19 protein-coding genes, 2 tRNA genes and 1 pseudogene are annotated in these 26827 nt (G+C 46.7%); 12 read left to right on the forward strand and 10 right to left on the reverse strand.

What is annotated here, in order from left to right:
• Positions 1 to 63 precede the first annotated feature (63 nt).
• A complete protein-coding gene (mprF, locus tag NSQ58_RS16200; RefSeq protein ID WP_068941073.1) occupies positions 64 to 2706 on the reverse strand; it encodes a bifunctional lysylphosphatidylglycerol flippase/synthetase MprF in 2643 nt (880 codons plus the stop codon).
• Positions 2707 to 2918: 212 nt separating this feature from the next.
• On the opposite strand from mprF, the gene NSQ58_RS16205 reads away from it, so the two are divergent.
• The 3 genes and pseudogenes from NSQ58_RS16205 (at position 2919) to NSQ58_RS16215 (ending at position 6407) form a co-directional block, all read left to right on the forward strand.
• Complete coding sequence (locus NSQ58_RS16205; RefSeq protein ID WP_023986740.1) at positions 2919 to 3680, forward strand: AAA family ATPase; 762 nt, start codon at positions 2919 to 2921, stop codon at positions 3678 to 3680.
• Positions 3681 to 3927: 247 nt separating this feature from the next.
• A complete protein-coding gene (locus NSQ58_RS16210; protein WP_028541191.1) occupies positions 3928 to 5130 on the forward strand; it encodes an MFS transporter in 1203 nt (400 codons plus the stop codon).
• 222 nt (positions 5131 to 5352) lie between these two features.
• Positions 5353 to 6407 (forward strand): annotated as a pseudogene (locus NSQ58_RS16215) (lactonase family protein).
• A gap of 119 nt (positions 6408 to 6526) precedes the next feature.
• Here NSQ58_RS16215 and NSQ58_RS16220 read toward each other — a convergent pair.
• Together NSQ58_RS16220 and NSQ58_RS16225 are read right to left on the reverse strand one after the other, a co-directional pair.
• Positions 6527 to 7483 carry an ArsR/SmtB family transcription factor gene (locus NSQ58_RS16220; RefSeq protein WP_023986743.1) on the reverse strand — a complete coding sequence of 319 codons (957 nt, stop codon included), beginning with the start codon at positions 7481 to 7483 and terminating at the stop codon, positions 6527 to 6529.
• A gap of 271 nt (positions 7484 to 7754) precedes the next feature.
• Positions 7755 to 8720 (reverse strand): hypothetical protein, encoded by a 966-nt coding sequence (locus tag NSQ58_RS16225; RefSeq protein WP_341057855.1) that lies wholly within the window; start codon positions 8718 to 8720, stop codon positions 7755 to 7757.
• A 273-nt stretch (positions 8721 to 8993) separates the two neighbouring features.
• Here NSQ58_RS16225 and NSQ58_RS16230 point away from each other — a divergent pair, with 273 nt between their 5' ends.
• Positions 8994 to 9626: an NAD(P)-dependent oxidoreductase gene (locus NSQ58_RS16230; RefSeq protein ID WP_023986745.1), complete on the forward strand. Its 633-nt coding sequence runs from the start codon at positions 8994 to 8996 to the stop codon at positions 9624 to 9626.
• Between the two features lie 33 nt (positions 9627 to 9659).
• Complete coding sequence (locus NSQ58_RS16235) at positions 9660 to 11375, forward strand: NAD(P)H-hydrate dehydratase (protein WP_341057856.1); 1716 nt, start codon at positions 9660 to 9662, stop codon at positions 11373 to 11375.
• Here the strand turns inward: NSQ58_RS16235 and NSQ58_RS16240 are convergent.
• Positions 11359 to 11853, reverse strand: coding sequence for a hypothetical protein (locus NSQ58_RS16240; protein WP_023986747.1), 495 nt, complete (start codon positions 11851 to 11853; stop codon positions 11359 to 11361). The two genes, NSQ58_RS16235 and NSQ58_RS16240, sit on opposite strands and share 17 nt — an antisense overlap.
• 170 nt (positions 11854 to 12023) lie before the next feature.
• Between NSQ58_RS16240 and NSQ58_RS16245 the strand changes: the two genes are divergently transcribed.
• On the forward strand, positions 12024 to 12860 hold the full coding sequence (locus NSQ58_RS16245; RefSeq protein ID WP_023986748.1) for an HAD hydrolase-like protein: 837 nt from the start codon (positions 12024 to 12026) through the stop codon (positions 12858 to 12860).
• 171 nt (positions 12861 to 13031) lie between these two features.
• Here NSQ58_RS16245 and NSQ58_RS16250 read toward each other — a convergent pair whose 3' ends face one another.
• Positions 13032 to 13982, reverse strand: coding sequence for a beta-ketoacyl-ACP synthase III (locus NSQ58_RS16250; RefSeq protein ID WP_025723691.1), 951 nt, complete (start codon positions 13980 to 13982; stop codon positions 13032 to 13034).
• Between the two features lie 245 nt (positions 13983 to 14227).
• On the opposite strand from NSQ58_RS16250, the gene NSQ58_RS16255 reads away from it, so the two are divergent.
• Complete coding sequence (locus NSQ58_RS16255; RefSeq protein ID WP_025723692.1) at positions 14228 to 14908, forward strand: DNA-binding protein; 681 nt, start codon at positions 14228 to 14230, stop codon at positions 14906 to 14908.
• Between the two features lie 115 nt (positions 14909 to 15023).
• Complete coding sequence (locus tag NSQ58_RS16260; protein ID WP_075153623.1) at positions 15024 to 15830, forward strand: patatin-like phospholipase family protein; 807 nt, start codon at positions 15024 to 15026, stop codon at positions 15828 to 15830.
• A gap of 180 nt (positions 15831 to 16010) precedes the next feature.
• Here the strand turns inward: NSQ58_RS16260 and NSQ58_RS16265 are convergent, their stop codons facing one another.
• The 3 genes from NSQ58_RS16265 to NSQ58_RS16275 form a co-directional block, all read right to left on the reverse strand.
• Positions 16011 to 17762: a methyl-accepting chemotaxis protein gene (locus NSQ58_RS16265; protein WP_340859030.1), complete on the reverse strand. Its 1752-nt coding sequence runs from the start codon at positions 17760 to 17762 to the stop codon at positions 16011 to 16013.
• A gap of 165 nt (positions 17763 to 17927) precedes the next feature.
• On the reverse strand, positions 17928 to 18959 hold the full coding sequence (locus NSQ58_RS16270; RefSeq protein ID WP_340859031.1) for a ribonucleotide-diphosphate reductase subunit beta: 1032 nt from the start codon (positions 18957 to 18959) through the stop codon (positions 17928 to 17930).
• A 20-nt stretch (positions 18960 to 18979) separates the two neighbouring features.
• Positions 18980 to 21313, reverse strand: coding sequence for a ribonucleoside-diphosphate reductase subunit alpha (locus tag NSQ58_RS16275; RefSeq protein ID WP_028541188.1), 2334 nt, complete (start codon positions 21311 to 21313; stop codon positions 18980 to 18982).
• Positions 21314 to 21839: 526 nt separating this feature from the next.
• On the opposite strand from NSQ58_RS16275, the gene NSQ58_RS16280 reads away from it, so the two are divergent.
• The 3 genes from NSQ58_RS16280 (at position 21840) to NSQ58_RS16290 (ending at position 24010) form a co-directional block, all read left to right on the forward strand.
• A complete protein-coding gene (locus NSQ58_RS16280; RefSeq protein ID WP_013308518.1) occupies positions 21840 to 22187 on the forward strand; it encodes an MTH1187 family thiamine-binding protein in 348 nt (115 codons plus the stop codon).
• A gap of 73 nt (positions 22188 to 22260) precedes the next feature.
• Positions 22261 to 22332, forward strand: a tRNA-Thr gene (locus NSQ58_RS16285).
• A 256-nt stretch (positions 22333 to 22588) separates the two neighbouring features.
• The gene (locus NSQ58_RS16290) at positions 22589 to 24010 is read left to right on the forward strand and encodes a transcriptional regulator (protein ID WP_071559401.1); all 1422 of its coding nucleotides are present in this window, start codon (positions 22589 to 22591) and stop codon (positions 24008 to 24010) included.
• A 318-nt stretch (positions 24011 to 24328) separates the two neighbouring features.
• On the opposite strand, the gene NSQ58_RS16295 is transcribed toward NSQ58_RS16290, so the two are convergent.
• Together NSQ58_RS16295 and NSQ58_RS16300 are read right to left on the reverse strand one after the other, a co-directional pair.
• The gene (locus tag NSQ58_RS16295) at positions 24329 to 25504 is read right to left on the reverse strand and encodes an MFS transporter (protein ID WP_076295428.1); all 1176 of its coding nucleotides are present in this window, start codon (positions 25502 to 25504) and stop codon (positions 24329 to 24331) included.
• Positions 25505 to 25528: 24 nt separating this feature from the next.
• On the reverse strand, positions 25529 to 26347 hold the full coding sequence (locus NSQ58_RS16300; RefSeq protein WP_076295427.1) for a MerR family transcriptional regulator: 819 nt from the start codon (positions 26345 to 26347) through the stop codon (positions 25529 to 25531).
• A gap of 410 nt (positions 26348 to 26757) precedes the next feature.
• On the opposite strand from NSQ58_RS16300, the gene NSQ58_RS16305 reads away from it, so the two are divergent.
• A tRNA-Thr gene (locus tag NSQ58_RS16305) sits at positions 26758 to 26818 on the forward strand.
• Positions 26819 to 26827 lie beyond the last annotated feature (9 nt).

Here is a 26827-nt window from a genome sequence, read left to right on the forward strand (position 1 = left end):
GGTTGGGGAACACCCTTTTTTACGTCGTGTTAGGTGTCAAAAGCCTTTTGGTTAGCCCTTTGTTTAGTCCGAGCGTTTGGACACGAGATATACCAGCTCCAGCGTCAGGATCGGTAGAAAGACAGAAGCCGGATAGGCCAGATAACGCGGCTCCCATTGCGGCTTGAACTTATCCTTAAAGCGCCGAAGCCCCTGAAAGCCGTAAAAATGTCCCCCGTATTGAAAAACAAGTCGAGCCAGCTTTTCCTCGCGCAATGCCTTTTCGCTTTGCCCTACCTGGGACAGCGGTGCCATTCCCAGATTAAATGTCGTATATCCACTCTCCTTGGCCCACTCAATGACCCGTGTGAATAAATAATCCATTGTGCCATTTGGCGTGTCAGGCAAGTGGCGCATCAGGTCAATGGAGACCGTCCGTCCATGATCATAGGCAGGGGCCATCGTAGCGAAAGCGATAACTTTTCCTTCAGAGTCCTTTAGCAATGCAATCGGCGCCAACTGAAGATAGGGCTCTTTGAACCAGCCGAGTGAATATCCCTTCTCCTTGCGCCCGTCCAGCCAAATATTCGAAACATGTCGCATCTCCTCAATCAGTGACGCCTCTAGAGGCGGTTGGATGATTTCGAATGAGTAGCCATCGCGGTCAAAGCGGTTTTTGGCGCTGCGTAGCGCTTGATTGCTTTTGCCCGTCAGTGTAAAGGATTCCAGCGGCACCAATGCTTCCTCGCCCAGTTTGAAAAAGCGATAGCCGTTCTCGTGATAGATGGACAAATACTCCGGTGATGCCTGATAAAATACAGCCGTTAACGCATACCGATCTGCGAACCGCTGAAATTCCTGAATCGCTTCACTCACGCGTTCTTTTGGACCGAGTGGGTCACCTAATACAATCAGTTTGTCCCGACTGCGGGCATAGGGAATGACGACCTGTTCATTTTTGGTCCAATACAGATATTTATCGCCCAGAAAAAGCATGTGGGAAACGAGATTACCACCCTGTCGTTCCAAAAATTCTTTTAGCTTATCGAGCTCCTGTGCGTCGGGTAGATTGCTGATACCACGCTGAGGTCGAAGAAAGAAATACACCGTCAGGAAAACCCATGCCAAAATCAGACTAAACACGGCAGTAACTCCGTAATCGCTCCGGTTCATAAAAAAGTCCAGATGGACCTTGGCGTGCAAATGGCGCATAAACGGAGTATTGGAGCCTGCCCCAATGATAAAATAAGCCCCGGTTACGAGTAGAGATAATCCGCCCCATATTAAAATATTGTGCCGATTCAGTGGTGCACTGACCCGATAAAACCGCGAGCGCGAGATCCATAGCATTAACGCCACGAACAGTAGGAATAAGGCTTCTTCAAAATCCAGACCTTTAATGAAGGTGAAAATGGCGCCGGCCAGCAGCAATATCAATGTCAGTCGTAATGCTCTGCGAATACGCAGAGAGATTCCGTGGGACAGGACGACAAGCATAATCCCGATGATGACTGAGATTTCATGCGACAAGCGCATGACGGGCAGGCTGAGCAAATGCTCAGCAAAACGGAGCCGATATAACAGACCTGGCGTAGCTGCCGACAAAAGAAGCACCACGCCGGAGATGAGTACCAGCTTACCAAGCGCCCATACTCCTAGATCTGCCAAAAACCGGAATTGACCAGGCCAGCCCCATACCTTCTGCCACGCATTAAGGGAGTAGTCCCAGCCCGTCTCAGCTAGCTGATTCAGGCGCTCGTTACGCGGAATCATTTCCAGCGCGGCTAATACCAAGCCGATGAGCCACGGGATGATGTAATAAAAGACACGAAAGACCAGCAGCACAGCCAGTGCCCGATCTGAGTTGGCTCCCGCCATTTGCAGCCCGAGCAGGGCAATGATGTCGAATGCACCGACCCCTCCGGGTGCAAGACTGATCAACCCGGCAATCGCGGCTATTACATAAATGCCGAACACAGCATGCATCGGCAGTTCATGGAGCAAGTGCGAGCCGATCCATGCAAAGGTAAGGCCAGCCAGCAGCCATTCCAGCAGGGAAGCACTGATGGAAGCGGAGATGGTGGACCAGGAAAGCTGTCCTTCTCCCTTGTTGAACCATGTGGAGTACCGTTTGGAGCGCTGCATGATCAGAAATAGCGGCAGGTACAATGCCATTCCCCACAGCGCCCATTGAAGCCACGGATGAGCATCCAGTACAGGCTGTACCGGATACAGATGGACAATGGCTCCCCAAGCCAGCAAAGATAGTCCGGTAATGACGACTGGCGAAAGAAATACGACCGCAGAGGTGATGACACCCAACGGCACCCCGCTTTTTTTATACAGCACTGTGCGAAGTCCCGCTCCTGTAAAGCCTGCAAAACCAAAGACATTATTGAAGGTATTGGAGATCCAGGCATAGCGAAATGTCGTTCCAGGCTTGACCTGAAGCTTGAAATGATGCCTGATTACGTAATCGTATGCGCTCATAGCCGCCACGGCAGCTAGTGAGAACAAGCCAATCTCGATCAGAAAGGTGGCATCCATTCGCCGCAGCTCATGAAGCATACGCGCCAGATTAAAGTCTTTTAGTTCTCGTCCGGCCTCCCATATAATAAAAGCCAGTACAGCCAGTGGTAGCAGAATACGTGTCAATCGTTGCCTGTAGACGGTCATCACGAACTGTACGATTTTAAAGGATTGAATCGGTTTGTGATTAGATTTCATAGATTCACCTGCTTGGAAAAGAATGAGATGTACACGGAATGAAGTGCTTAGATTTCATGCCCGATGAACATTACTATATATTATACCTGTAATAATCGTTTGAATAACAACAGAAGGGTTACGAAATGGGGTTTCAGTTTGATTGCTGTAAATAATTCCAATATAATAATGGAAAACCTAGTGAATTGCTTGGCAATGGAGCTGAACTGGACATGAGTATATGGGATCGTAATCTTTTTATACGTCGCCTGGAGCTGATATGGCCTCCAGATGCTGACAAGAGCCAATATCCGTTTAACTTAAAAGCCTTACACCAGTGGAATGAACTTAAATTCCATCCTTCCGTTACCTATATTATTGGAGAAAACGGTGTAGGTAAATCGACGCTTATGGAGGCAATCGCGGTCGCGTGGGGATTTAATCCAGAGGGCGGTACTAAAAATTTTAATTTTTCTACACAAGCCACGCATTCCTCACTGCATGAGCATATCCGGCTGGTGAGAGGGATAGAAAAGCCGAGGGATGGCTTCTTTTTCCGGGCGGAAAGCTACTATAATGTGGCGACTCATATCGACGAGCTGGATCGCGAAGGTGGAGGCCCACCTATTCGAAACTCCTACGGAGGCAAATCGCTGCATGAGCAGTCGCATGGCGAGTCTTTTTTTGCTGCCTTTGTGCATCGGTTTGGAGGACAAGGATTGTATATTTTGGATGAACCGGAGGCTGCGTTATCGCCTTTGCGCCAGATGGCCATGCTTGCACGGATTCACGAGCTGGTGCAGCAGGGCTCACAGTTTATCATTTCTACTCATTCCCCCATTTTGATGGCGTATCCAGATTCCATCTTGTATCATCTGACACATGAAGGGATCGACATCCGGACACTGGAGGAAACCGATCATTTTATCATCACCAAGCAATTTCTGAATAACAAGGAAAAGATGATACAGGAGCTATTCGAAGATCCACAATAGGGATCGTAGGGACCGCCAGACCGTTCCAGAAATTCACCCTGGTCGTTCGTATGAGAGGGACAACATCGCCATTTCAGGTTGTTCCTTTTTGCTGTCCTGTCAAAGGAAAGATTCAGGGTTATCGGAAGTATTTTATGATTGTTATTTGTCTCTCGCTCTATTAATATAATGAAGAGTTTTGCTGAAATGGTTGCAAAATAAGATTTTCGTATACGAAATAAAGAACCTGAGGAGGACAAAACGCAACATGTCAGATTCACAACAGTTGAAAATGGGACCGCTGGTCATTTTGATGATTAATATGTTTATTGCCATGCTGGGAATTGGCCTCATTATTCCGATCCTCCCTAAGTTTATGAGCTCCTTGGGAGGCAGTGGTGAAACGGGTGGTTATTTGGTTGCTGTGTTTGGCTTAACCCAATTCCTGTTTTCGCCGCTAGCGGGAGAATGGTCCGATAAATACGGACGTAAAAAAATGATTATTATCGGTTTGGTAATCATGACGGCTTCTTCTGTATTGTTTGCTATTGGGGAATCGTTGACCACATTGTATATCTCCCGTTTACTGGGTGGTGCAGGGGCAGCCTTTATGATTCCTCCGATGATGGCCTATATTGCTGACATTACAACGGTCCACAATCGCGGTAGAGGAATGGGGCTGTTGGGTGCCGCCATGTCTCTTGGCTTTGTGATCGGTCCTGGTGTGGGCGGTTTGCTGGCAGATATCTCGATTCGTACGCCCTTGTATGTTTCGGCGGCCGTATCGGGCGTAGCTGCACTGATTTCCTTGATTATGCTACCCGAAACCTTATCACTGGAAAAACAGTTGAAGTTTCGGAATGTCAAGGCCAAACGGGACAATGTGATTAAACAGTTTGCCCTTTCTTTCCGCAAGCCTTACTTTATGCTGCTGATTATGATATTCACCTTAACCTTTGGACTGACACATTTTGAAACGATGTTTCCTTTCTTTGTGACGGGGAAGTTTCATTATAATGAGCGTGATATTGCTATCATTATTACCGTAGGTGCACTGGTCGGAACCGTGATTCAAGCTGTGGTAATCAGTCCGATGTTAAACCGTTTTGGCGAAAAAGGTGTCATCATCGGTTCCTTTCTGTTTTCGGCGATTTCCCTTGTGCTTATGCTGCTCTCTGGCAACTTTTATTATGTACTCGGGGTATCGCTCATCTTCTTTACCGCTACGTCGTTGCTTCGGCCAGCCATTAATACTGCTTTATCCAAAATGGCGGGGGATGAGCAGGGAGTTGCAGCTGGTATGAACAATGCTTATATGAGTATTGGTAATATTCTAGGACCTGCGCTTGCGGGTACATTGTTCGAGGTGCATATCAATTTGCCATACATTTTTGGGGCAGCCATTCTCATTCTTAGTTTGGGTCTGGCTGTAAAATGGAAAAGCAGAGATACGCAAACCACAGCGGTTTAATGTTGTTCTTTTCGTGAAATTAGTCTCTTTTGGTGTGAACTGTGACGTTCTTGTGAACCGCAGATGGCGCCGAAGGAGGCTATTTTTTTTGCATACATCGCGAAACGTTAATGAAACGACAGAATCTTGGGTAATAATGCATGATGAGTTTACAACAAGACAAATAGTAGAGCTAAAAGCCAGATAATATGTAAAAAAACAGCTAGAAGGAGATGAGAGCCGATGGAAGAGCGGAATGAGCAGTTATTTTATACAGGAACTTATGCGTCTCGTCAGGAAAGAGGAATATATGTATGTGCTTTGTGTGTGACCAATGGTGATCTGCGCATTGTTGGAGGTGTGGAAGGAATGGAGAGGCCTTCTTTTCTCGCTCTACACCCGGATGGGACGAAGCTGTATGCGCTACCAGTGAAACAGAAGGAGGCGAGCTGTATGCGTATCAGGTGAATGCCCAGACGGGGGAATTACATCCTTTGGATCGAAAAGGGACGGAGGGAGCGCATACTTGCTATGTTTCCGTAACAACCGATGGACGATATGTGCTGGCTTCTAACTATTCAGGCGGCAATGCCGTTGTGTTCCCTGCGACGGAAGCAGGAGGATTAGGAGACATGTCGGGGCAAGTTCAGCATACCGGCTCAGGTATTCGCCAGGACCGCCAGGATGCGGCACATCCGCATTCGATTATTCCAGATCCTTCAGGACAGTATGCCATGGTATGTGATCTGGGACTGGACCAGATTGTGGTATACCGTTTGACGGAGGATGGAAAACTGGTGACCCATCGTGAGACAGATTTGCCACCCGGTTCTGGACCGCGTCATCTGGTTTTTCATCCTTCGCGTCCATATGCTTTTGTCGCCAATGAGTTGAACAATACAGTCGCTGTGTTTAGTTATAACGAACGTAATGGTGAGCTTACATTGCTGCAAAGCCTGTCCACACTGCCAGAAGGCATTATAGATGTAGAAAATACAGCAGCCGATATTCGGATTACGCCCTGTGGACGCTTTTTGTATGTGTCAAACCGCGGCCATGACAGCATCGTGCTATACCATGTCGATCTGGACAGCGGCAAGCTGAAGACGGTTGAATGGGTGGAAACCTTCGGCAGCACACCCCGTAACTTCAACATCCTGTCCGGTTATCTGGTAGTAGCGAATCAGGATGGAAACAACATCGTATCCTTTGCCATCCATAGTGAGGATGGACGGCTGACCCGAACGGGATATGTGCTGGAGGTTCCTTCACCTGTATGTATTGAACCTGTTCGCTAATCGGATAGCATGTGGCAAAAGAGTACGATATAAGTGGATGAAAAATAAAACACGGCGCTTTGTTTCCCATGAAAGGCATGGGCCAAACGCCGTGTTCAGGTCTTGAAGTGGTCTAAAAGCTATTTGCTGCTATCGCCAGCTTCTACCGCTACTGTTTTGGCATGATTTTCTGTATGTTTGTAGTACAAACGGAACAGGATATCCTGATTGTAGTTACCGAATCCGGTACCGAACAGGGTAACCCCTCCAACATGCTGGGCATCATCCAATATGGCAATGCGGAATTTCCATTGCTTCTGATCAATCAGCACTTGGCTTAAAGTCACGTCGGATATTTGCTTGCCATCCATAAAGGTACCTTCGGAGGTAACGCGAAGTCTTTTAAGGAGACCATATTGATTGATAAAATCAGGCCACCATGCAGGTGTGTATTTACCACGGTTATCCCCGAAATCCCCTGGGCTGGTCCATGTACCCAAATTCACATCATTTAGGAAAAAAGTGATATCTGAAGGCCAATTATCATTGGTAAAAGGGGCCTCGGATGATAGTTCCATCGAAATTTCCAGTTCCTCAGCTTTTTGGCTGGACAGTAGGAAATTTGGCACCTTATAATCCATATATCCCTGGCTAAACCACAGAATTTTGGAATTGAAGCGCTCAGGGTCCAAGAATGAACGAGGCTCATCGAATTCACCAATGATCTTTTCGACGGTAGCCAGTCCGCAGGTCGCCTGTATTTCAAAATCTGTAAAGTGTCCGACAGAAATTTCCGTCTGATGGAATTGTCGTACATCCTGCTGATAGCGTGGCATGGCGATTTCAATTTTGTCTGTAGCCAGTGAGCACACTTTCTGTACCCCGCCTCGTCCAGGCAGCATTTTGGTCGAAATAATGGACGCTCTCTCCAGTTTCTTGACATGCATCGTCATAATCGCACTGCTGAGCCCCAACGCTTCCGCCAGCTCACGTATATTCATAGGCTTCTCCGCAAGCAGAACAATCATGTTTAGCCGAACCTCACTGGCCAGCGCTTCATAAACGGGAAGTGATTTTTCAGAAATGTCCAGTTGCATAGTTCCTCCAATTCTAACGCACATCATAAATTGATGGTAGTTTAACATATATGGATTTTTTTCAATAATCATACATAAAAAACGATATGATTTACATTTATATAAACAATATACCCTTTCCTTGATCACTGGCACAAGCCTAACCCCTCAAAAAGCCGGAAATTGTTCAAAAAACAGGACACCCCATGAACTCTTTCTTTGTTGTTGGGATGTCCTGTGATGGTATGTGATTTGCAGGGTGGATACGGGATAGAGTCATGTGCCATTGGTGTTAGGACCGGATATGTTCTTCTGCCAAAGAAGAGTCAGCCGTTTTATCTTTATCTGCTGTGTGTACATCCTGATGTTGAGAAGCATCTGCCTTGATCAAGCCGGGGTGACCAACATAAGGACGATCACTGCGCGAGCGGCCTCGGGTAAGTCGGAAGCCAATCAAGAACAGCACAAGCTGAACAGCCAGTATGTAGGGAGACGCTTCCGGTCCGATCCATTGAAACAGAGCGACAGCGGCGATCACCATGCACAACAGGCTTGTTGGAAAATGGGATGCCGTCACGTCCAGATCATTTTGCCTGCGCAGGGTCATCAGCCGGTATACATACAGTAGGGCGATCAAGCCAGAAACGAACCTCATCCATGCACACCCTATGAGCCATGAGGCAGATTGTACAGTGTCGGGCAGACTAACATCGACATGGCTGGAGGCTATCAGTTCCACAACCAGCCTTGAGACCAACCAGACGATTCCTGCCAGCGCCAACGGACCAGCTGCTGGACGTAATAGCTTCCACAATGCTGTTCCCCAGCCCGGAGCATGAGATTCCAGCAGAACCAGACGCCGTTCCTCGATGAGTTTGTTCATTTCACGCTCCAGTGATTTGAGAAGCAATTCTCTGCGGAACGTATCACATTCCCGAAGGGATGCTTGAACCTGCTCTTGAAGGTGAGGGGTCAAATAGGGAGCAGCTTTGGCTTCCTGAAGAGCGTGGATGAGTCCGTTCTGGTACTGCTTTTCGCTGTTATTGAACCCATTCTGGGTAGCGGTTTGGAGACAACCAGCTAATCGTCCATAGATACGCAGCGATTCCTGTAATTCTTCCAGCCGCTGCTGACGCGAATTTCGAAGCTGGGCTGCACTGTGAACATACAGCCATACCAGCAAAGATAACGCCAGCAGGAAGGCAATCAGACCGGGTGAGATATATGCGACTAACGCCGCGAAGTCCGTCGGGGACACCCGCAATCCCTCCTTCCATTGTTCTTTCTACACTATTGCACAGACTACACAGGCATTTCAAGGGCTTGTATACCTTTGACCAGGATATATGAAGTATTTTTTGGTAAAATAGACAAGATACAAGCAGGAGGGTAGATTCGGTATGGATAAAAATATAAAAATTGCAACAGAAGATCATGAGACATCGAATCGATATCTTGCACGGGTTTAAGCTGGAGATAAAACGGATAAATAACAGTAAGTAAATTATAGACAGGAAGAAGGCATATTTATATGAAAGTTATTATTTTTGGAGCAACTGGAACCATTGGTCAAGCGTTAGTAAAGGAAGCAATCAAGCGCAAGTATGAAGTGACAGCAGCGGTCCGCGACCCCCAACGTGTGACGGAGCGAAGTGAATACTTGACGGTGGTTCAAGCAGATATTCTAAATCCGAATTCCGTTACGGAAGTGGCCAAAGGGCACGATGCTATCATTAGCGCGTACGGTCCCAAGTTTGGAGAAGAGGAAGAACTGCTCGAAGCGACTCGTTCTTTGCTGGAAGGAACCCGGCGTTCCGGCGCGGAGCGCATACTTGTCGTTGGCGGAGCGGGAAGTCTGAAAACAGAAAACGGTGAACGCCTCATGGATACCGCCGAGTTTCCGGAGGAAGTGAAGCCGCTGGCGGCTGCCCATGCAGATGCACTGGAGCTGTACCGCGCTGCGGATGTAGACTGGACCTATTGTAGTCCTGCCGGAATGATTGAATCGGGAAAACGTACAGGACAGTTCCGTATTGGCTTGGATCATTTGGTGGTTGACGAATTAGGCCATAGCCGTATCTCGGTCGAAGATTATGCGGTAGCCCTGATTGATGAGTTAGTAGAAGGGGAATTTGTCAATTCCCGTTTTACAGTCGGGTATTAATAAGCAGGGATAGCCATATGGGAGGCGAAAAGCATGTATATGGTGACCGCCGAAGAAATGCGGCAATTGGATCGGTACACAATTGACAGGCTGGGTATCCCGGCCCTTACGTTGATGGAAAATGCCGGGTGCGCGGTAGCTGACGAGGTATTGAAGCTACGTGCCGAGAGAAGTGGGAAGAGCAATGGCGGCTTCTCAGTAGGCACTTCTGATCTAACACGTGGGATTGAGCGTGCTGAAGTGTTAGGGCCGCAGTGGGCAGAAGAGGTTACACACACAGGGCCGGGGGATATACCGGGACATGGCGGTGTTATACGGACAGAGTCGTGGAGTCAAGGACGACATGACTTACGGGAACGAGAACACTGGTATATCCTCGTAGGTAAAGGCAACAACGGTGGTGACGGACTGGTAGCGGCCCGCCATCTAACGGATGCAGGGCTGCGTGTCACCGTTGTGTACGTCGAGCCGCCAGACACGCTGCGCGGTGAAGCGGCTGCGCAGCGCGATATCATCGCGGCTCTGGGAATCCCGTCTGTCCTCTATGGGCGGGATTCCCTCGACCTGTGCGGCGCTTCTGGCATCGTCGATGCCCTGCTGGGTACGGGCACGCAAGGCCCGCCGCGCGAACCCTACGCCTCGCTGATCCGCGAGGCCAATGCCAGCGGCGTGCCGCTCGTGTCGGTAGACGTGCCTAGCGGCCTCGACGCCGACACAGGTACGCTGCACGAGCCGTGCATTCGTGCGCGCGTCACCGTATGCCTCGCCTACTTGAAGCGTGGGCTCGTCCAATATCCGGGCGCCGGGACTGCAGGCGATGTGGTGGTACGCTACATCGGTATTCCACCCGGCCTTGCACGTGAGTGTGGCGTGCAGCTGCGGCTCTTGACCCGTGACACGCTGCGCGCTGCACTGGATGTGGATGTAAGCCGCAGCCGCGTGCCGGACGGGCACAAGGGCACCTACGGCCATGTTCTCGTCGCGGCCGGAAGCCTGCGCATGAGCGGCGCGGGCTTGCTGGCCGCACGTGCCGCTCTGCGCATCGGCAGCGGCCTTGTCACGTGGGCGGTGCCCGAGGCGTTGTTGCCGCGCGTCATTGGCGCCGCGCCGGAACTGATGCTCGCTGCCGCAGCAGCAGGCGGAGACGGCGAATGGAATGCCGACTCCGCAGACGAGCTGCTACAGCTCGCGCAGGCACGTGATGTGCTGGCCGTCGGCCCCGGCCTCGGCCGCTTTGCAGGGGACACCGGCTGGCTGCGCCGCCTGTGGGAAGAATACGGCGGTCCGCTCGTGCTTGATGCGGACGCCTTGAACATCCTCGCCTCGGCGGGGCCTGAGCTGGAGGCTTGGAAGCCGAGAAGTGCGGCGGTCGTACTAACGCCGCACCCCGGTGAAATGGCTCGTCTGCTGGGCATACCGACAGCAGAGGTGCAGCGTGACCGCATCACCCATGCCCGGGAGTACGCCCGAACACGTGGGGTCACGCTGGTGCTCAAAGGAGCGCGCACTGTCATCGCTTGTCCCGACGGAACAGCCTACGTCAATACCACAGGCCATGCTGGGATGGCGACAGGCGGTGCGGGCGATGTGCTGACAGGCATCATCGCAGGTTTGCTGGCCCAGGGTCTGAATGCTGCGCAGGCAGCAGCCTTTGGCGTGTATCTGCATGGTGCGGCTGGAGAAACAGCCGCACGTCATCGCCAGCATCCTGCCTCTGTGATAGCTGGCGACATTATTGAAGCCCTATAGGCCATAGCAGCAGTGGCAGGAGGAAGGCCAGCATGATCTGTAATCCATATTCACGGTTCAGCCAGTACCTTCCTCCATAATACAGCAGTGTAATCCCTGCACCTGCTATGCCGTTGCTCCATGAAATGCCCGTTCCGGCAGGCGACATCAAAGAACCTAGCAGGAGAAAGACGCTGAATCCTGCAGCGAGGTATAGGGTGAGTTGCTCGGGCTTACGAAGCCAGGGTAAAAGATCGCGTAGCGCATCAGCGGCAAGAGCGGCAGGAAGGGCAAAACCATAGGCCCACAGCTGCGCGGTCAGTTCACCACTATTGCCTGCTATAGTCAGAGGAATTCCTGTTATTTCCTCTGTCAGATAGCAGTAGACCCATAAGAGACCAAAAACCAATCCTCCACAGGCCAGTTTATTCAGCGCATAACAACCAAGCTCCATCCGCCAAGGCATTTTGGAATTAAATTCATTCCAAGGCTGTCTCATGTTGCGACTCCTCCTCTTATCACACTCGGTATTCATAACCAATCAAGGAATTTATTTTCAATTACAATCCGCTTACCGTTTACGACACTTCAGTTTACGTTAGCTGTGTATCATGTTCCTAAGCAAAATAAAGATTGCGGATAGCCGCGGTACGGAAAGGCGGGGATTGCATGATACAGGCGGTTATTTTTAATCTCGAAAGTACATTGTTAGACCCCGGAGGACGAGGCTTAACCCAGGGAATGCGTGACATTTTCAGATGGAAAGGTATACAGGTAACTGAAGAACAGGTATCTCATGGGCGAGGAATGCCGATCCGGGATCATATTGCGAATGTGCTGGGACTTTCAGAGGTTCGGAAAAAATGGCTGGAGTGCTTTGGTGCGCATCCTGGCAGAGCGGATATTGAGCATATTTATCTTGAGCTTGTCCCTGTTCTCCGCTCCTTGATCCAAGGGGCTGAGCCTGCTATCGGTATAGACAGGGCGCTGCAGGAGTTGCAGGATCGTCGCATTCAGTCAGGCGCCACTGCATCCTGTCCGATGGAAATGCTCAGTCACAAGTTTACGCCTGCACAGTCACCCTATACGTTGGATTGTATGGTAGCCCCTTGTGAAGTTTCGCAGGGGAGGCCTTATCCGTGGATGATCTATGAAATTGCACATCGCTTGCAGGTATTCCCACTTAGCGATATTGTGAAAGTAGGAGATACAGTAGCCGATATGCAAGAGGGACGGAACGCCGGTGTATGGACGATTGGTGTGTTGAACCATAACGAAAGCGTGACGACCGCAGCTCAAACGACCAGCCATGAAGCGGATGACAGAGTGGCTGAGGAACGGCGCAGACAGAGTGTATATGGTTTGAAAAGGGCAGGAGCCCACATCGTGATGAACTCGGTCGCTGACTTGCCGCGTATTTTGCGTGAAATCGAAATGCTCCAGCATACGGGAGGCTATCCTTCTTATACGAAACAGGTGAAAACAGCCGCGCTACCTCCATCATAAGAACAGGTATGAGTCTGGAGTGCTTGAATACACACTTCTAGGTTATATGTATGCACCTACTCGGATAAAGGTGAACTCTGCTTGGCTTTCAAAACATAAAAATGGAGCACTCGCTACGTTTGCGAATGCTCCATTTTAGTTTACTCCTTTTTGTCTGTTGAACTGAAGAATTTATGCGATCTGAATAACTTGAACACCCCAGGCTAATCCTGCGCCGAAGCCAGCCAGGACGACAATATCACCAGCTTGAATTCGCTGCTGTTCCATAGCTTCCGCGAGCGCAATGGGAATAGAAGCAGCTGACGTATTTCCGTATTTTTCGATATTTATAAAGAACTTATCCAGTGGAATTTTCAACTTAACTGCCGCATGTTCAATGATTCGGATATTGGCCTGATGCGGAATGATCAAAGCAATATCATCTATGCTTAATCTTAATTCCTCCATAACTTTAGTCAGCATAGATTCCAGAATGCGCACCCCAAACTTGAAAACCTCTCGTCCATGCATTGTAATAGGCCCTGTGACGGGGGAGATCAGCATGTCTGCTCCACGTTCTTCCGAGCCAAGCAAGGAAAAAGACGAGAAAGCACCGGGATGAGATTGAAGGACAACAGCACCTGCTCCATCTCCAAATAAAACGGCGGTATTACGGTCCTGCCAATCTACGATTTTGGAGAACTTGTCTGCTCCAATCACCAGGACGTTGTGGTATGCACCCGCCTTCATCATGTCACTGCTGATCGAGAGGGCATATACAAAACCGGAGCAGGCTGCCGATAAGTCGAATGCAGGTGCGCGGCTTCCTAGCTTTTGCTTGACCAACATGGCCGTGGAAGGGAAAGCATAGTCAGGGGTGGACGTTGCCACTACAATAAGATCCACATCTTCCGATGATAATTGAGCACGGTGTAAAGCATGAGTTGCAGCCAGGACGGCAAGATCAGAGGTTTCTGCGGATGCTTCTGCGATATATCGCTGACGGATACCTGTTCGCTGAGTGATCCATTCATCGGATGTATCCAGAGATGCGGCTAATTCCAAATTGGTGAATAGTGATGCCGGTACATAGAATCCTGCACCCGTAATAGTAATGCCGTTGGGCTTGAGAGCTGATTGCATGAACGTTTCCCTCCAATAAAATAATCACACAAAAGACCGTAAAGACCAAAAAAACCAAAAAACGATATGGATAAAAATATAACACAAGCCAATTAAAAAGGAAATATGTAAAAGAGCAGCTCGCTGTGTGAGAATCAATAATCATTATGAGGCTTGCTTATATGGGTATTCAGTGCTAATATTTAGACACAAAAAACCCAAAAACGAATTCATAGAGAATTACACAGGGAGGTTACAACGCTATCGTGTCACTTACTAAACGCCGACTGCAATTTTTGCATACATTAGTGGAACTGTACCAAAAAACAAAACTACCTATTCATTATGAGGCCTTGGCTAAATCATTAGGGGTTAGTAAGTGGACGGCCTATGACATGCTGAAAGAAATTGAAAAGCTCGGGTTTATTACGCGCAGCTATGAGGTGAATACCAAGGTAACCGGACGTTCACAGGTTGTATTTGTACCTACAGATAAAGCTTCGGATTTGTTCAACCAGTCCCGGAATGAATTAGTGGATCTGGTGGATTGGAAAAAAACCGTCGAGAATATCTCGGGACTGCTCAAGGATTTGAACAATACAGGTCCCAATGAGGCGGTCCGAAAAATTTGGGCTGAAATTCCTGAAGCCAGTGTCAGAATCAATTTTTGCGCCTATATTATAGGGCTGCTTTTGATGTACTTGAAGAAGCTGGGAGGTAAAAGAGGTCCCTGGATTCAGCGGATTGTCCTTACAGCGCCAAGCAAGGAAATGGGCATGACCATGTTTGTTGGCACTGTGTTGGGTATGGCCTTACAAACGATGAACGATGAACTAGGCCTTGAAATTACGGAGCTGGTTTCCCGTTTTCTGCAATCCATTTCGGATCTTTCTGACGAGGAAAAAGGGTTGCTTTCCGATTTTCTAAGCGAGGCTTTTCATTTTTGAATATAACAGGAATGAGTCATTTGTGAGGAGAGGAAGCTGGCCTCCTTACGTTTAGTTTTTGGGTCTTTTGTGTGTTTGGACGCATGCAGTAAATACATGTAAAGGGGTTGCGTATATGCCGAAGGTAGGATTGGTTTTGGGTGGGGGAGCAGTCAGAGGACTTGCTCATTTGGGGGTACTGAGAGCGTTCGAAAGACACGGGATTCAGGTCGATTGTATCATCGGTACGAGTATGGGCGGCATTGTTGGCGGACTTTATGCGGCGGGTGTTCCTACGGATGCTCTATTGGATTGTATTAAAAAGACACCTAAATACCGCCTGTTGGATATCGGCATACGCCATCGTGGTTTAATTGGCGGTAACAGCATGAATACGGTGGTGAATGAGCTACTGCAGCAGTATGGACAGCATACGCAGAAGATTGAGGATCTTCTTATCCGTTTTGAAGCTGTTTCTGTCGATTTACTGGAAGGCAAGCAATTCATTTTTGAACAAGGTGATTTGGTGACAGCACTGCGGGCTACGATGGCGTTTCCTGGCTTATTCGCTCCTGTGATGCATGAAGGCAAGATGCTGGTCGACGGAGGGGTATTAAACAATTTGCCTGTAGAAGAGATGAGTCGGGAAGCAGATTGTTTAGTAATTGCTGTTGATGTGGCACGGGGACATGAAAAGAAGCCGCCGCGAAATATGGTGGAAGTTGTATACCGCTCTTACAGCTTGATGACCGCCGAACGAAAGCATAATAGTCTCCGGCTAGCAGACGTTGTTATTCGCCCTGAAGTCGGACATATTGCGGCGTTTGATTTTACAAAATGGCCTGAATGCGTCGAGGCTGGCGAGGAAGCGGCTGAATGCATCATGGATGAACTGAAGCCGCAAATAGCCAATCATGGGCAATCAGCACAGATGCATGTTTAGTATGTAAAGAAAAGAAGTGCCTCTTAGTCGACACGCACGCATAGATCATCTGCCACTGATCCGCTCCAGACACATCTTGTATTCATCTGTTGAAAACGCAAATGACCCGTAAAAGAAACGCTTTTTCAAAGGTTCATCTTACGAGTCACAATTCATCATGCATGGGTAATCCCTTTTTTACTATTCAGCATTTTTCACCCGGAACTGGTCAGCATGTCGCTGCAGATTGTTTGATAGTGTGGTCAGATTGCGTGCTACTTCGGATAGTTCTTTTACCGCTAGAGCCTGCTTCTGAGCGCTTGCTGATACATCTTCTGTCATTCCGGCAGTCTGCTGTGCCGCGCTGGCTGTGTGATTTAAATGTTGATCTACGCTGTGACGTACCTCTTGCATCTCTGCCGTCAATTGAGCCAGATGTGCAGCTAACTCCTGAACTTCCTGTGAAACCTGGGTGACTTTGTCAACAGACTGTAGACATACCGAAATTTGTACTTCTTGTTCATTGACGGTCTTTATGTTTTCATCAAATTGATCACCCATTTGCTCAATTTGCTCAACAAAGCTTCTTAAGATTTCATCGATTTCACGAATCGATATGGCGGATTGCTGGGCAAGTTGTCCCATTTCATGAGCGACCACAGAAAAACCCTTGCCAGCTTCGCCTGCACGTGAGGCTTCAATAGAGGCATTAAAGGACAAAATCTGCGTCTGCTTTACGATGCCCTGTACCTGCTGACCGATGTTAGCCGCCTCGCGGGATTTTTCGGTTAACGCGTGTGACATGCGCTGCATCTGCTTGATACGCAAGGCGCTTTCTCGTCCTTTCTCTAATAACAGTTCATGCTCACTAGCTACCTGATTACGAACCTCATTGAGATGATGGGCCGTATCCGTAAATTGTTGCACATGGCTTCCGACTTCATCCAGCGTTTGTCCTAATCGATCAGATTGTTGAACCGATTCCACCGCTTGATCCGCTTGGTTAATAGAGACATCGGCAATTTGCTGGAGTGTACGGGACAGTTCCTCAGTCTGGTGGAGTGTTCCTTCCGTTGTCACGACGATATTCTCCGATGCGTGCTGGAGTGTGCTTGAACTGCTTTGAATATCCACAATCATATTCGACATGGCTTCCACCATTTTGTTCGTCAATTTGCTGATTTCGCCTAACTGATCATATGTTACTTGCGACGATGTAACCGTAAGGTTGCCGTCGGCTACTTGCTCCAGTGTATTTTTAATAAATCTCACCTGACGCAGTATCCGTCGGGTTACCAGCATCATAGCCGCAATTGAGATGATCAGAATGATGGAGATAACAGGGATAACTAATCGGTAGGCCTCGGGCAAGGTATGTTCGTATACTTCAGTCACAGAGGACAGGGATCTGTCGATTCCCAAATATCCAATGATGGTTCCATCGGTATCCTTAATGGGAGTAAAGGAGGAAAACATCGTCCCCCACTCAGGGTCCGTTGTAATATCTGTAGTTACCGTTTCCCCTTGTTTTAATTTCTCTTCCGTTTCTTTAAGGGTAAAACTTACAGGAGTTCCGAATGGACTGTAGTCTTTGTCGTTCCATGCGGCTCCATCCACTGTAATTTTCCACTCATTTCCAACCCGGTTGTACATATAGATGTACAGGATTCCAGTTTGCAACCTGAGCGTATTTAACTCGTTCCGAAGCTGCTTATACTCGCTGCTTTGCTCAGATGAATTAGTGTTTAAGCTCTTGACTGCGGACTTGTCCAGTAACTGGGCCGTGTTCTTTGCCAGCGTTTCATTGTTTAGCTGCATGGTTGATAGAGAAGCATTTTGGATAGATTGATTGGTCGTCCACAGAACAATAACGCCAATCACTATTAAAGGAATGAGCAAGATGAAGTAGAGTTTGGATTGTAATCCCATTCTTTTTTTAACGCTGCTTTTCATAATATGCTCCTTACTATATTTTTTTCACCTTCATATATATCGTGTACAAATAGGAAAATATGAATAGTAATTCAGATGTTTCATGATTTTTTTGCGTATTTGCGTAAATTCTCATGAAAAAAGCCTTAGCCCGGTAAGTACCGAGTTAAGGCTGTATCTTATAACTTACAAATCGTCAAATCCGTTGTCATCTCCGACCTTGCCATAATTGCGTGATTTTGCTTCAAAAAAGTCCGTTTTTGTCGCATTTAGCGCTTCGTCTGAGAATGGTTTAATCCAAGGCATACAGTTTACATCTACGCCTTCGTACGCTTTGTCCATACCAAGCAATCTCAGGCGCATATTTGCCATGTATTTGATATAATCGCTCAGCTCGTGCAAGTCGATGCCGCGAACCTCTTTGAGCGTATAATGCGCCCAATTCGTTTCCAGCTCCACAGCGCGGTTAATCATACGATAGACATAGTCCGTATTTTCCTTGGTGTTCAGCTCAGGGAAGTCAGACAATAGCTGCTTAAACACTTCAGCAAAAAAGTAGCAATGCTGATTTTCATCACGCTGAATATACGAGATCATTTGGCTGGTTGCCATCATTTTCTGATCACGGGCCAAATTGTAGAAGAAAGCAAATGTACTGTAAAAGAAAATGCCTTCCAGAATCAAATCGGCTACCATCGCTTGGAAAAAGGTTTGTGGGTTCTGCTCATCGCGGAACTCTTGATAAATGTCCGAGATGAATGTGTTACGCTCCAGCAGGACAGGATCGTTTTTCCAGTATTCAAAAATTTCCTTCTGTTCCTGATCTGACACCAAAGAAGACAGAACGTAGGAGTAGGACTGGTTATGCACCACTTCCTGCTGCCCGATAATCGCCGAAATAGCTTCCAGCGAGGAATCGGTAAAATAGCGTTTTACATCCCCGACAAACATCGTTTGCATGGAATCCAGCACAGCCAGCAAGCCGATGTTAATTTTGAAGGTGCGCTGTTCTTCGGCATCCAGCACAGGGAACTGGGACGCGTCCTTGGACATCGGAATTTCATCTGGAATCCAGTGGTTCAGCAGCAGTACTTTATACAGTTTGTACATATGCGGCATCCGAATATCGTTCCAATTCAAAATACCGGAGCTTTCGCCTTCAATAATACGGGTAGAGCGATTTGGCGCTTCCGTGTTAAAAATCTTCTGTAACTGCATGAGAGCTTCTCTCCTTTAGTTTAGGATGCGCAGCTATCACATTCTTCAATCGTCAGTGCGCGGCTGCGTACATAATAGGTCGATTTCATACCTGATTTCCAGGCATGGATGTGCAGCTCTAAAAATTCAGTTGCTTTAATATCAGGCCGTACATACAGGTTAAAGCTTTGGCCTTGGTCAATATGACGCTGACGTGCAGAAGCCATGTTGATCGAAGCGTGTTGATCCAGCAAGAAAGCTGTCTTGTAGTACCAGATGGTTTTCTCGTTCAAGTCCGGTGCTGGGTTAGCGATCTTGTAAGTTGTTTTCTCTTCATAGGAAAGCAACTCATACAATGGATCAATGCTGGCGGTAGAGCCTGCGATGATAGACGTGGAACCGTTAGGCGCGATGGCGAACAGCCATGCGTTGCGGACACCATTTTGTTTGACTTCTTCTGCAAGCTCGCTCCACTCGGACGTAGTGACAAATTTGCCTTCACGTGTACCGTCCGTATAGCCACGGGAAGTGAAATAGTGCCCGCTAGACCAGTCAGAACCCTCGAATTTCGCATAACGGCCTTTTTCTTTCGCTAGCTCCATGCTGGATTTGACTGCCAGGTAGTTAATCTTTTCATACAAATGATCGTTATAGGTTACCGCTTCATCGGATTCCCAACGGATACCTTCCAGTGCGAGTAGATGATGCAGTCCAAATGTACCCAGACCGACAGCGCGATATTGGCTGTTCGTATATTGTGCTTGCAGCACTTCAATGTTGTTGATATCAATAACATTATCCAGCATACGTACCTGAATCGGTACGAGGCGATCCAGCACACCTGCCGGAACCGCACGAGCCAGATGGATGGAGTTCAGGTTGCAAACAACAAAGTCGCCAGGAATTTTGGAAATAACAATGCGTGTTTGTCCGTCCTTGGTGACCAGTTCTTCTTTTTCCACTACAGTTGCAGATTGGTTTTGCATAATTTCCGTACACAGGTTGGAGGAATATACCATACCATGGGCGCGGTTCGGGTTGGCCCGGTTTACCGTATCACGATAGAACATGTACGGTGTACCTGTTTCCAGTTGTGATTTCATCAGGCGCTTCATGATGTCGATGGCAGGCACTGTAATACGAGAGAGAATGGGATGCTGTGACGCCTCCTCATACTTTTCGCGGAAGGTACCTGAACCGAAGGTTTCATCATAAAAATCTTCCAGGCCCAGTGGACGACCCTTGTCATCTTTCCAGCCCATCACCTTCTTCACTTCATGCGGACAGAACAGATTCCATTCGCCCCGTGCTTCGACCCGCTCCATGAACAGATCGGGTAGACATACGCCGTGGAACACGTCATGTGCACGCATCCGCTCGTCACCGTTGTTCAGCTTCAGGTCAAGGAACGCGAGGATGTCCTTATGGAATACGTCCAGATATACGGCAATTGCACCTTTGCGAGTACCCAATTGGTCTACGCTAACAGCTGTATTGTTCAGCTGACGAATCCACGGAATGACGCCAGAACTTGTATTTTTATGTCCACGGATATCGGACCCGCGCGCCCGTACTTTACCGAGGTATACGCCGATGCCGCCGCCCATTTTGCTAAGACGGGCTACATCCGTATTGGAGTCGAAAATACCTTCCAGGGAGTCGTCTACGGTGTCGATAAAGCAGCTGGAGAGCTGTCCGGCCACCTTTTTTCCGGCATTGGACATGGTTGGTGTAGCTGCCGTCATGTACATGTTGCTCATCGCCCAGTATGCTTCCTTGACCAGCTCCATACGCTTGTCGGCAGGCTCTTGGTGCATCAGGTACATCGCGATGATCATGTAGCGTTCTTGCGGCAGTTCCATTACGCGTCCATCAAAATCATTGGCCAAATAGCGCTCAGACAGCGTTAATAGCCCGATATAATCGAACAGCAGGTCATTTTTCGGCAATATGGAATCGCCCAGCTCATCAATCTGCTCCTTGGTATAGTAGTCGAGCAGTTCTTGACGGTAAATTCCTTTTTGGACCAAATCGGTAATCAGCGGATAAAAAGCGCCGTAAGGCTCGTCCGCATAGGATTTGTAACGTCGGTGAGTAGCAGCTTTTTTATACAAGGAAGTGAGCAAAGCACGTGCAGCGGCAAATTTCCAGTCCGGTTCTTCCTTACTAACCAATTCAAGGGCAGCCATCGCAAACGCGTTGCTGATGTCATCCCCCGTGACTTCGTCCCGGCGTAGCTTGCTAGTTACACCGCGAATGAGACGATCTTTATCCAGCTTGTCCAGCCCGCTGAGTACACGGTCGGCATATACGGAAATGCGTATTTCATCAAAAGCCAACTGGCGATTGTTTGGTTTGGTTACGAGTTGTGGCATAGGATTAATTCCTCGCTTTCCTGATTTGGAATCATACTTGGGAATAGCATGAAAATGATCATGATGAGAAGATAATGGCGAAAAAAGCGATGGTCAGACAGCATTTGGGGGCTGTATGTAATCCAATAACATAGAAATAGCGATGCACCTGCCAATGAAGGGGGAAAAGATGGTTCCCGTACGATTTATCGGCTACATCACTATATTTAGACGTGTTATGAATATTTAACCCAACATATTGTGTGTATAAACTTAAAATTTCAAATAAGTGCAAGGAGTATTATAGCAACATTCGAAGCCATACGTAAAGGAAAAGGAATGGAAAATCAAAATATGCAGAGAAGTCGCGGGCTGTATTTGAATTGAGGCAGTTTGAACGGTACAATGAATGATAAAGATGTTTCCTACAGAAACAAGCAGCATACATATGAACTTTTTTTGTGAAATAAGGTTGCTCGTTCTATCGGACTGAGGTTTTAGATTTTTAAAGAAGTGACGATTTTAAATTAAAAGGAGGAACTTGGCGATGGCTATTGCAGAAGTGACAGTGATCCCGATTGGAACGGGGAGTACAAGCCTGAGCGACTACGTTGCCCAGATGCAAAAAGTGTTGAAGACGCAAAAAGGAATTACCTATGAGCTTACCTCCATGAGTACGATTATTGAAGGTTCGTTGGACGATGTGTTCACCGCCATTGCTGCGCTGCACGAAGCGCCATTCCTGTCTGGAGCTAAGCGTGTTTCCACCTCGGTCAAAATTGATGATCGCCGTGACAAGCCTTCCTCCAGCCACCAAAAGCTCCGTTCCGTCGCAGAGAAACTATCGGGCACCGCGACAGGAAATGTTACCGAACTAAATCCAAATCCTAGTTGAAAAAGTTGATGTAAGTGATTGATTTTTATGTAACTAAGAGTATAATAGTTTTTGTTGTCAGTTACACTGACCTGCTGGTGTAGCTCAGGGGTAGAGCAACGCACTCGTAATGCGTAGGCCGGGGGTTCAATTCCCTTCACCAGCATAGCTATAAACTCAAGCACAGCGCGGCTTCCAAGCTTTTGGAGGGCGCGCTTTTTTGTGGTTTTGGACAATCTTCTACGCTGAGGTCTTTTTAGTAGGATTATTATGCTATATATAATTAGTTCTTTGTTTTGTTTCATGCTAAAAATCGAATTCTTACATTAGTTGCATAGTATATTGACAGGTGGTTAATTTTGGTGAAAAATGAAGTATGTTTTTAAAAATTATGGAAAGTTTATGCGAAGGGTGGCTATGGAATGAAGCATACACCTACGATACGAGCAGAATTAGACAGATACTTAAAACAAGAGAGCATGAGTCTAACGCAATTCGGGCATATAGCAGGCATGAATAGGGGAATAGTAAGTGCTATTGTGACGGGGAATAAGTCTATGTCTGTTAACCAGCTTGACCTAATTACTGAAGCTATGGATTTACCGGAGGGCTACTTTTACGACTTATTTATAGAAAACTACATCATCGACACTCCCCCGAATATGAGACGAATCGAGCCGTTTTTGTTTCGCTGTGCGGAGTTGGACAAGCTGGATGCGATCCGTCGAGTGGTGGGAAGCATTATGGACAACGTACTCTATTCGCCTAAACTATTTGATATAGCAGAAGTACTATTAGCACAGGGACGACATGAGGCTGCATTGCTGCTCTATGAGGGCGTAGCTGAAGCGGAGAAGTACCAACATTCTGAACGTTTAGCCATCTGTCAATATCGTATATTCACGATTCAAGTTGGAGACGATCAAAGTCGCAATCTCAGTGCAGCTACGATATTTGAAGCTTTTATTGAACGCCTAGATGAAATAGACCAGCTTGATGCATTGAAGGACTTGGCTAATGTGTACAGGTCTTTGCGTAAATGGAACAAGGTAGATGAAGCGGCGAAAAAAATGAAGCAGAAGGCGAAAGCTCAATATTCGCTAAAACATCAACAAGAGAGTCGAGAGCGTGATGAGTCTGCCAAGAAGCTAAGTCGCCCGTTGTTTGTATATATTTCATATGCCGATTTATTGTGTGCAAGTGTCTGTGAAGCCCAAGGCGACTATCAACAAGCTCTAGATTATACATACACCTACGCTAATCTAGATTGGGTCAAAGAGACTGACGACGACACTCAACACTGGGTTAGCTTGTTTAAAAGTTGGGCAGAAGGTAATACTTACGTATATAAACTGTTGTCAGGAGATATAAGTGTGCTTCAAGATTATGTTGAATATATTGCAGTGACATCAGCCACTAACGAGAATGAGAAAATCTCAAAACTGTTGAATGTTATAATTTCAGCAAACCAATATAACATAGATGTGGAAGGTATACTTCAACAATTTGAAGCCGAAATAAACGCTTTTGCACAACAGCAACCATCATCAGATGATATGTATACCCAACAGGTGATACCGGATTATATCGCGTGGTTTGGTTACGAGTTAGCTTATTATTATTTACATCGAGGCTCTTACATTGATGGTTTTAAACATTTGATGTATGCAATGGTAAGTTATCATACATTAAATAATGAGACTAATTTTATAAACTGTATGGGTTTGTTTTTACATTTTCGGGATTATGCAGTTTCAGAAACTAAAGCAGCATTTTTAAATTTCATTGAAAAGGTGTGGATGACCAATGTTAAAAAAAATGGTACTGCTGATCATCGCGGCTAGCTTTTTGTTTATTGTTACTGTGCCGGATCAAGCCCTTAACCACCACAATAGTATTCAGCCTTACGTTACCATTGGAGGTGCTTAAACGTAAGCAAAGCAAATCCCCGCTAACCTTAACTGGTCGGCGGGGATTTTTGTTGAAGGAATTACTACATCGTTCACCGAATGAATTATCAAGGTGATCAGCATGAATCATACATATAAAGTGTCAAAATCGGATATAGAACTGTTTGCAGCTACATTAAGCTAGGATCTGTATTTTAAGACGATATATACCATCTTTGAAATTGCACTGGATGTGGGTGTCCAGTCCATTTCTTATTTAGTAACAATAGGGGTTCCAGTCCCACTGCTCATTTTTTTAAATAGTAAGATGGCAAGAAGTAAAGCTATGCTTACAGCGGCAAAACCCAGCCAATTCAAATATAGGACAGATGTACGACTGATGACTAGCCCGCCTAATCCAGATCCCAGTGCAAAACCAAATTGGATGAACGAAGTATTTACGCTAAGAGCAATGTCCGGATTTCGAGGCGCCAGAGTAACCAGATAAAGTTGCTGGGCCGGGGAAATACTCCAAGTTGCTAACATAAAAATCATTAAAACCAAGATTAATACCAAGAGATTGACTCCGGCTAGAGCGAATAAAAGAAGAGTCGCCCCTTGTAAGATGAGCCCGAGACAAATGGTAAATTTCGATCCCTTTGCATCTGCCAATTGTCCGCCCACTCTTGATCCGACAAAGCTGCAAATGCCCGCCAGGAACAGAACACCGCTAATTTCTGTCATGGAAAGAGAGGACGTGGCTTGCAAGAAAGGCGTAATATAAGTAAACAGTGTAGAATAGCCGCCGACATAAAATAACGTAATAACCAAGGCCATCAGAATGGTTGGATTTCTTAAAATAGAGAGCTGCATTCTTAGGGTAACCTTTTCTTCTTCTTTGATTGCCGGAACTTTTTTATAGATGATAAGTAATGGAAGAACACTTAATAATCCGATTAAAACAAATAGCACTCTCCATCCAAACATCTCACTAAAAAATGTGCCCATGGGAACACCAAGCACTAGCGAACTGCTAAGCCCCATCAAAATGATACCGATGGCATTGCCCCTTTTTTCTTTTTCAACGAGTCGTGTCGCTACTGCCATGGCTACAACGGTAGCGATTCCTCCGCTAGCCCCTTGGATAATTCGTATCCATAGTACTGTTTCATAAGCAAGATCTACAAACATAAGTCCGTTGCTGGCAATAAACACACCAAGGGTGGTCATTAGTAGTTTCTTGCGATCTGCATTGATCGTTAATGCAATCAAAATCGGAGCGACAATGGCCGCGGCGAGAGCAAACACAGTCACCAATAACCCAGCTTCTGAAGTAGATACTCCCAAGTCCACAGCGATCATCTCAATGACTCCCGTAATAATATATTCAATGGTTCCAATCAGAAAAACAGCCAGTGCCAGGACATAGATGATCCGTTTATTTTTCAATTTACCCCACTCCACCCTCTTCAGTTATCTATTTATAATGGGAATTTGTATTTCTATGAATTGTGCATCTCGTTCTGGAGTTAACGGTAAATATAGTTCCCTACCTAATTCGTTTTCCTTGATCTGATAGTTATTTTTCTCAATCCATTTAGCTAAATGAACACAGGCCGCACCATCAAATTTTGAATTTGAATGAAAAGCCATTGTAGCCATCATCGGTTCAGGAGGAAGAGTCCGTAGCCGAAACGGTTCTGGAAATGACCGCAGCTCACAGGTTAAAAAATAACCGACTTCAAACTCAAACTCATCCTCTTTTCCGTCGATGTCTTTCCACAAAACAACCTGAGGGCCTTGGATCAGCTGGCGAATTTCCGTTGTTAATAACTGATCAAATTGACGAAACAAATCCGGAATGTCCTCTTCTTTCCCGCATGTTTTCTGATAAAAAAACGATTGAGCACCATCTGCTTTGACTCTGATTTCTTGACCCGTTTCGAATTGCCCCTCTTTTTCTATAAGCTGCATCCGCTCCTCAATCCTGACGAGTTTGGCTTGTTCCGTATCGATGATATGCTGGATTTCGCTTCTTTTCAGCTTAAACATGCCTTGAATATTCTCCAATGAAATATCTTCCTGAAGCAGCTGTTTAATTTGGGGCAATGTAAAACCCAATTCCTTATAGATTAAGATTCGGTTGAGCTCAAGAAGCTGATCTGCGGAATAGTAACGGTAGCCCGTATCGTGATCCACTTTTCTCGGCTTAAGTATGCCAATCTGGTCGTAATAACGCAGTGTTTTTAAGGAGACCTTGCTTAGCCTGGAAAATGCACTGATTTTGAACAAAATATCATCTCCAATCTATAACATAATGTGAGTATACAGTTTCCCGTGCAGGGGAAAGTCAAGGATGTGAATGCTTTTCCTTTTTATAGCTAAGATCGACTGCCATCTTTGTCACCACTTTATGTTGGTGTTATTGGTAATTCAAAGAAACGTTTCTGAATAAAACGTTCATTTTTTTTAATTTGTCAGTATTCTGTCTTACAATTAACATCGCCCTTTTTTAGGATTCTGTTGGTTCAAGCCTTAGTAACTGAGTTAATCTATCTATTGAAAAATACTTCCAAAAGATGCTTTAATTTATTTGAGAAATTTCTCTCATGCCGATTGTAGCACTAGCTATGGCCTAACTGTCCTTTAGCGAACAAAAGGATGCCACTTATCACGGCATCCTCTAGATATTCATTAATCTATCCTGAACTGTACCGGAACGCACTCGTAATGCGTAGGGCGGGGGTTCAATTCCCTTCACCAGCATAGCTA

This window comes from Paenibacillus sp. FSL M7-0134 (assembly GCF_038007865.1).
GTDB classification, from domain to species: Bacteria; Bacillota; Bacilli; order Paenibacillales; family Paenibacillaceae; genus Paenibacillus; species Paenibacillus polymyxa_B.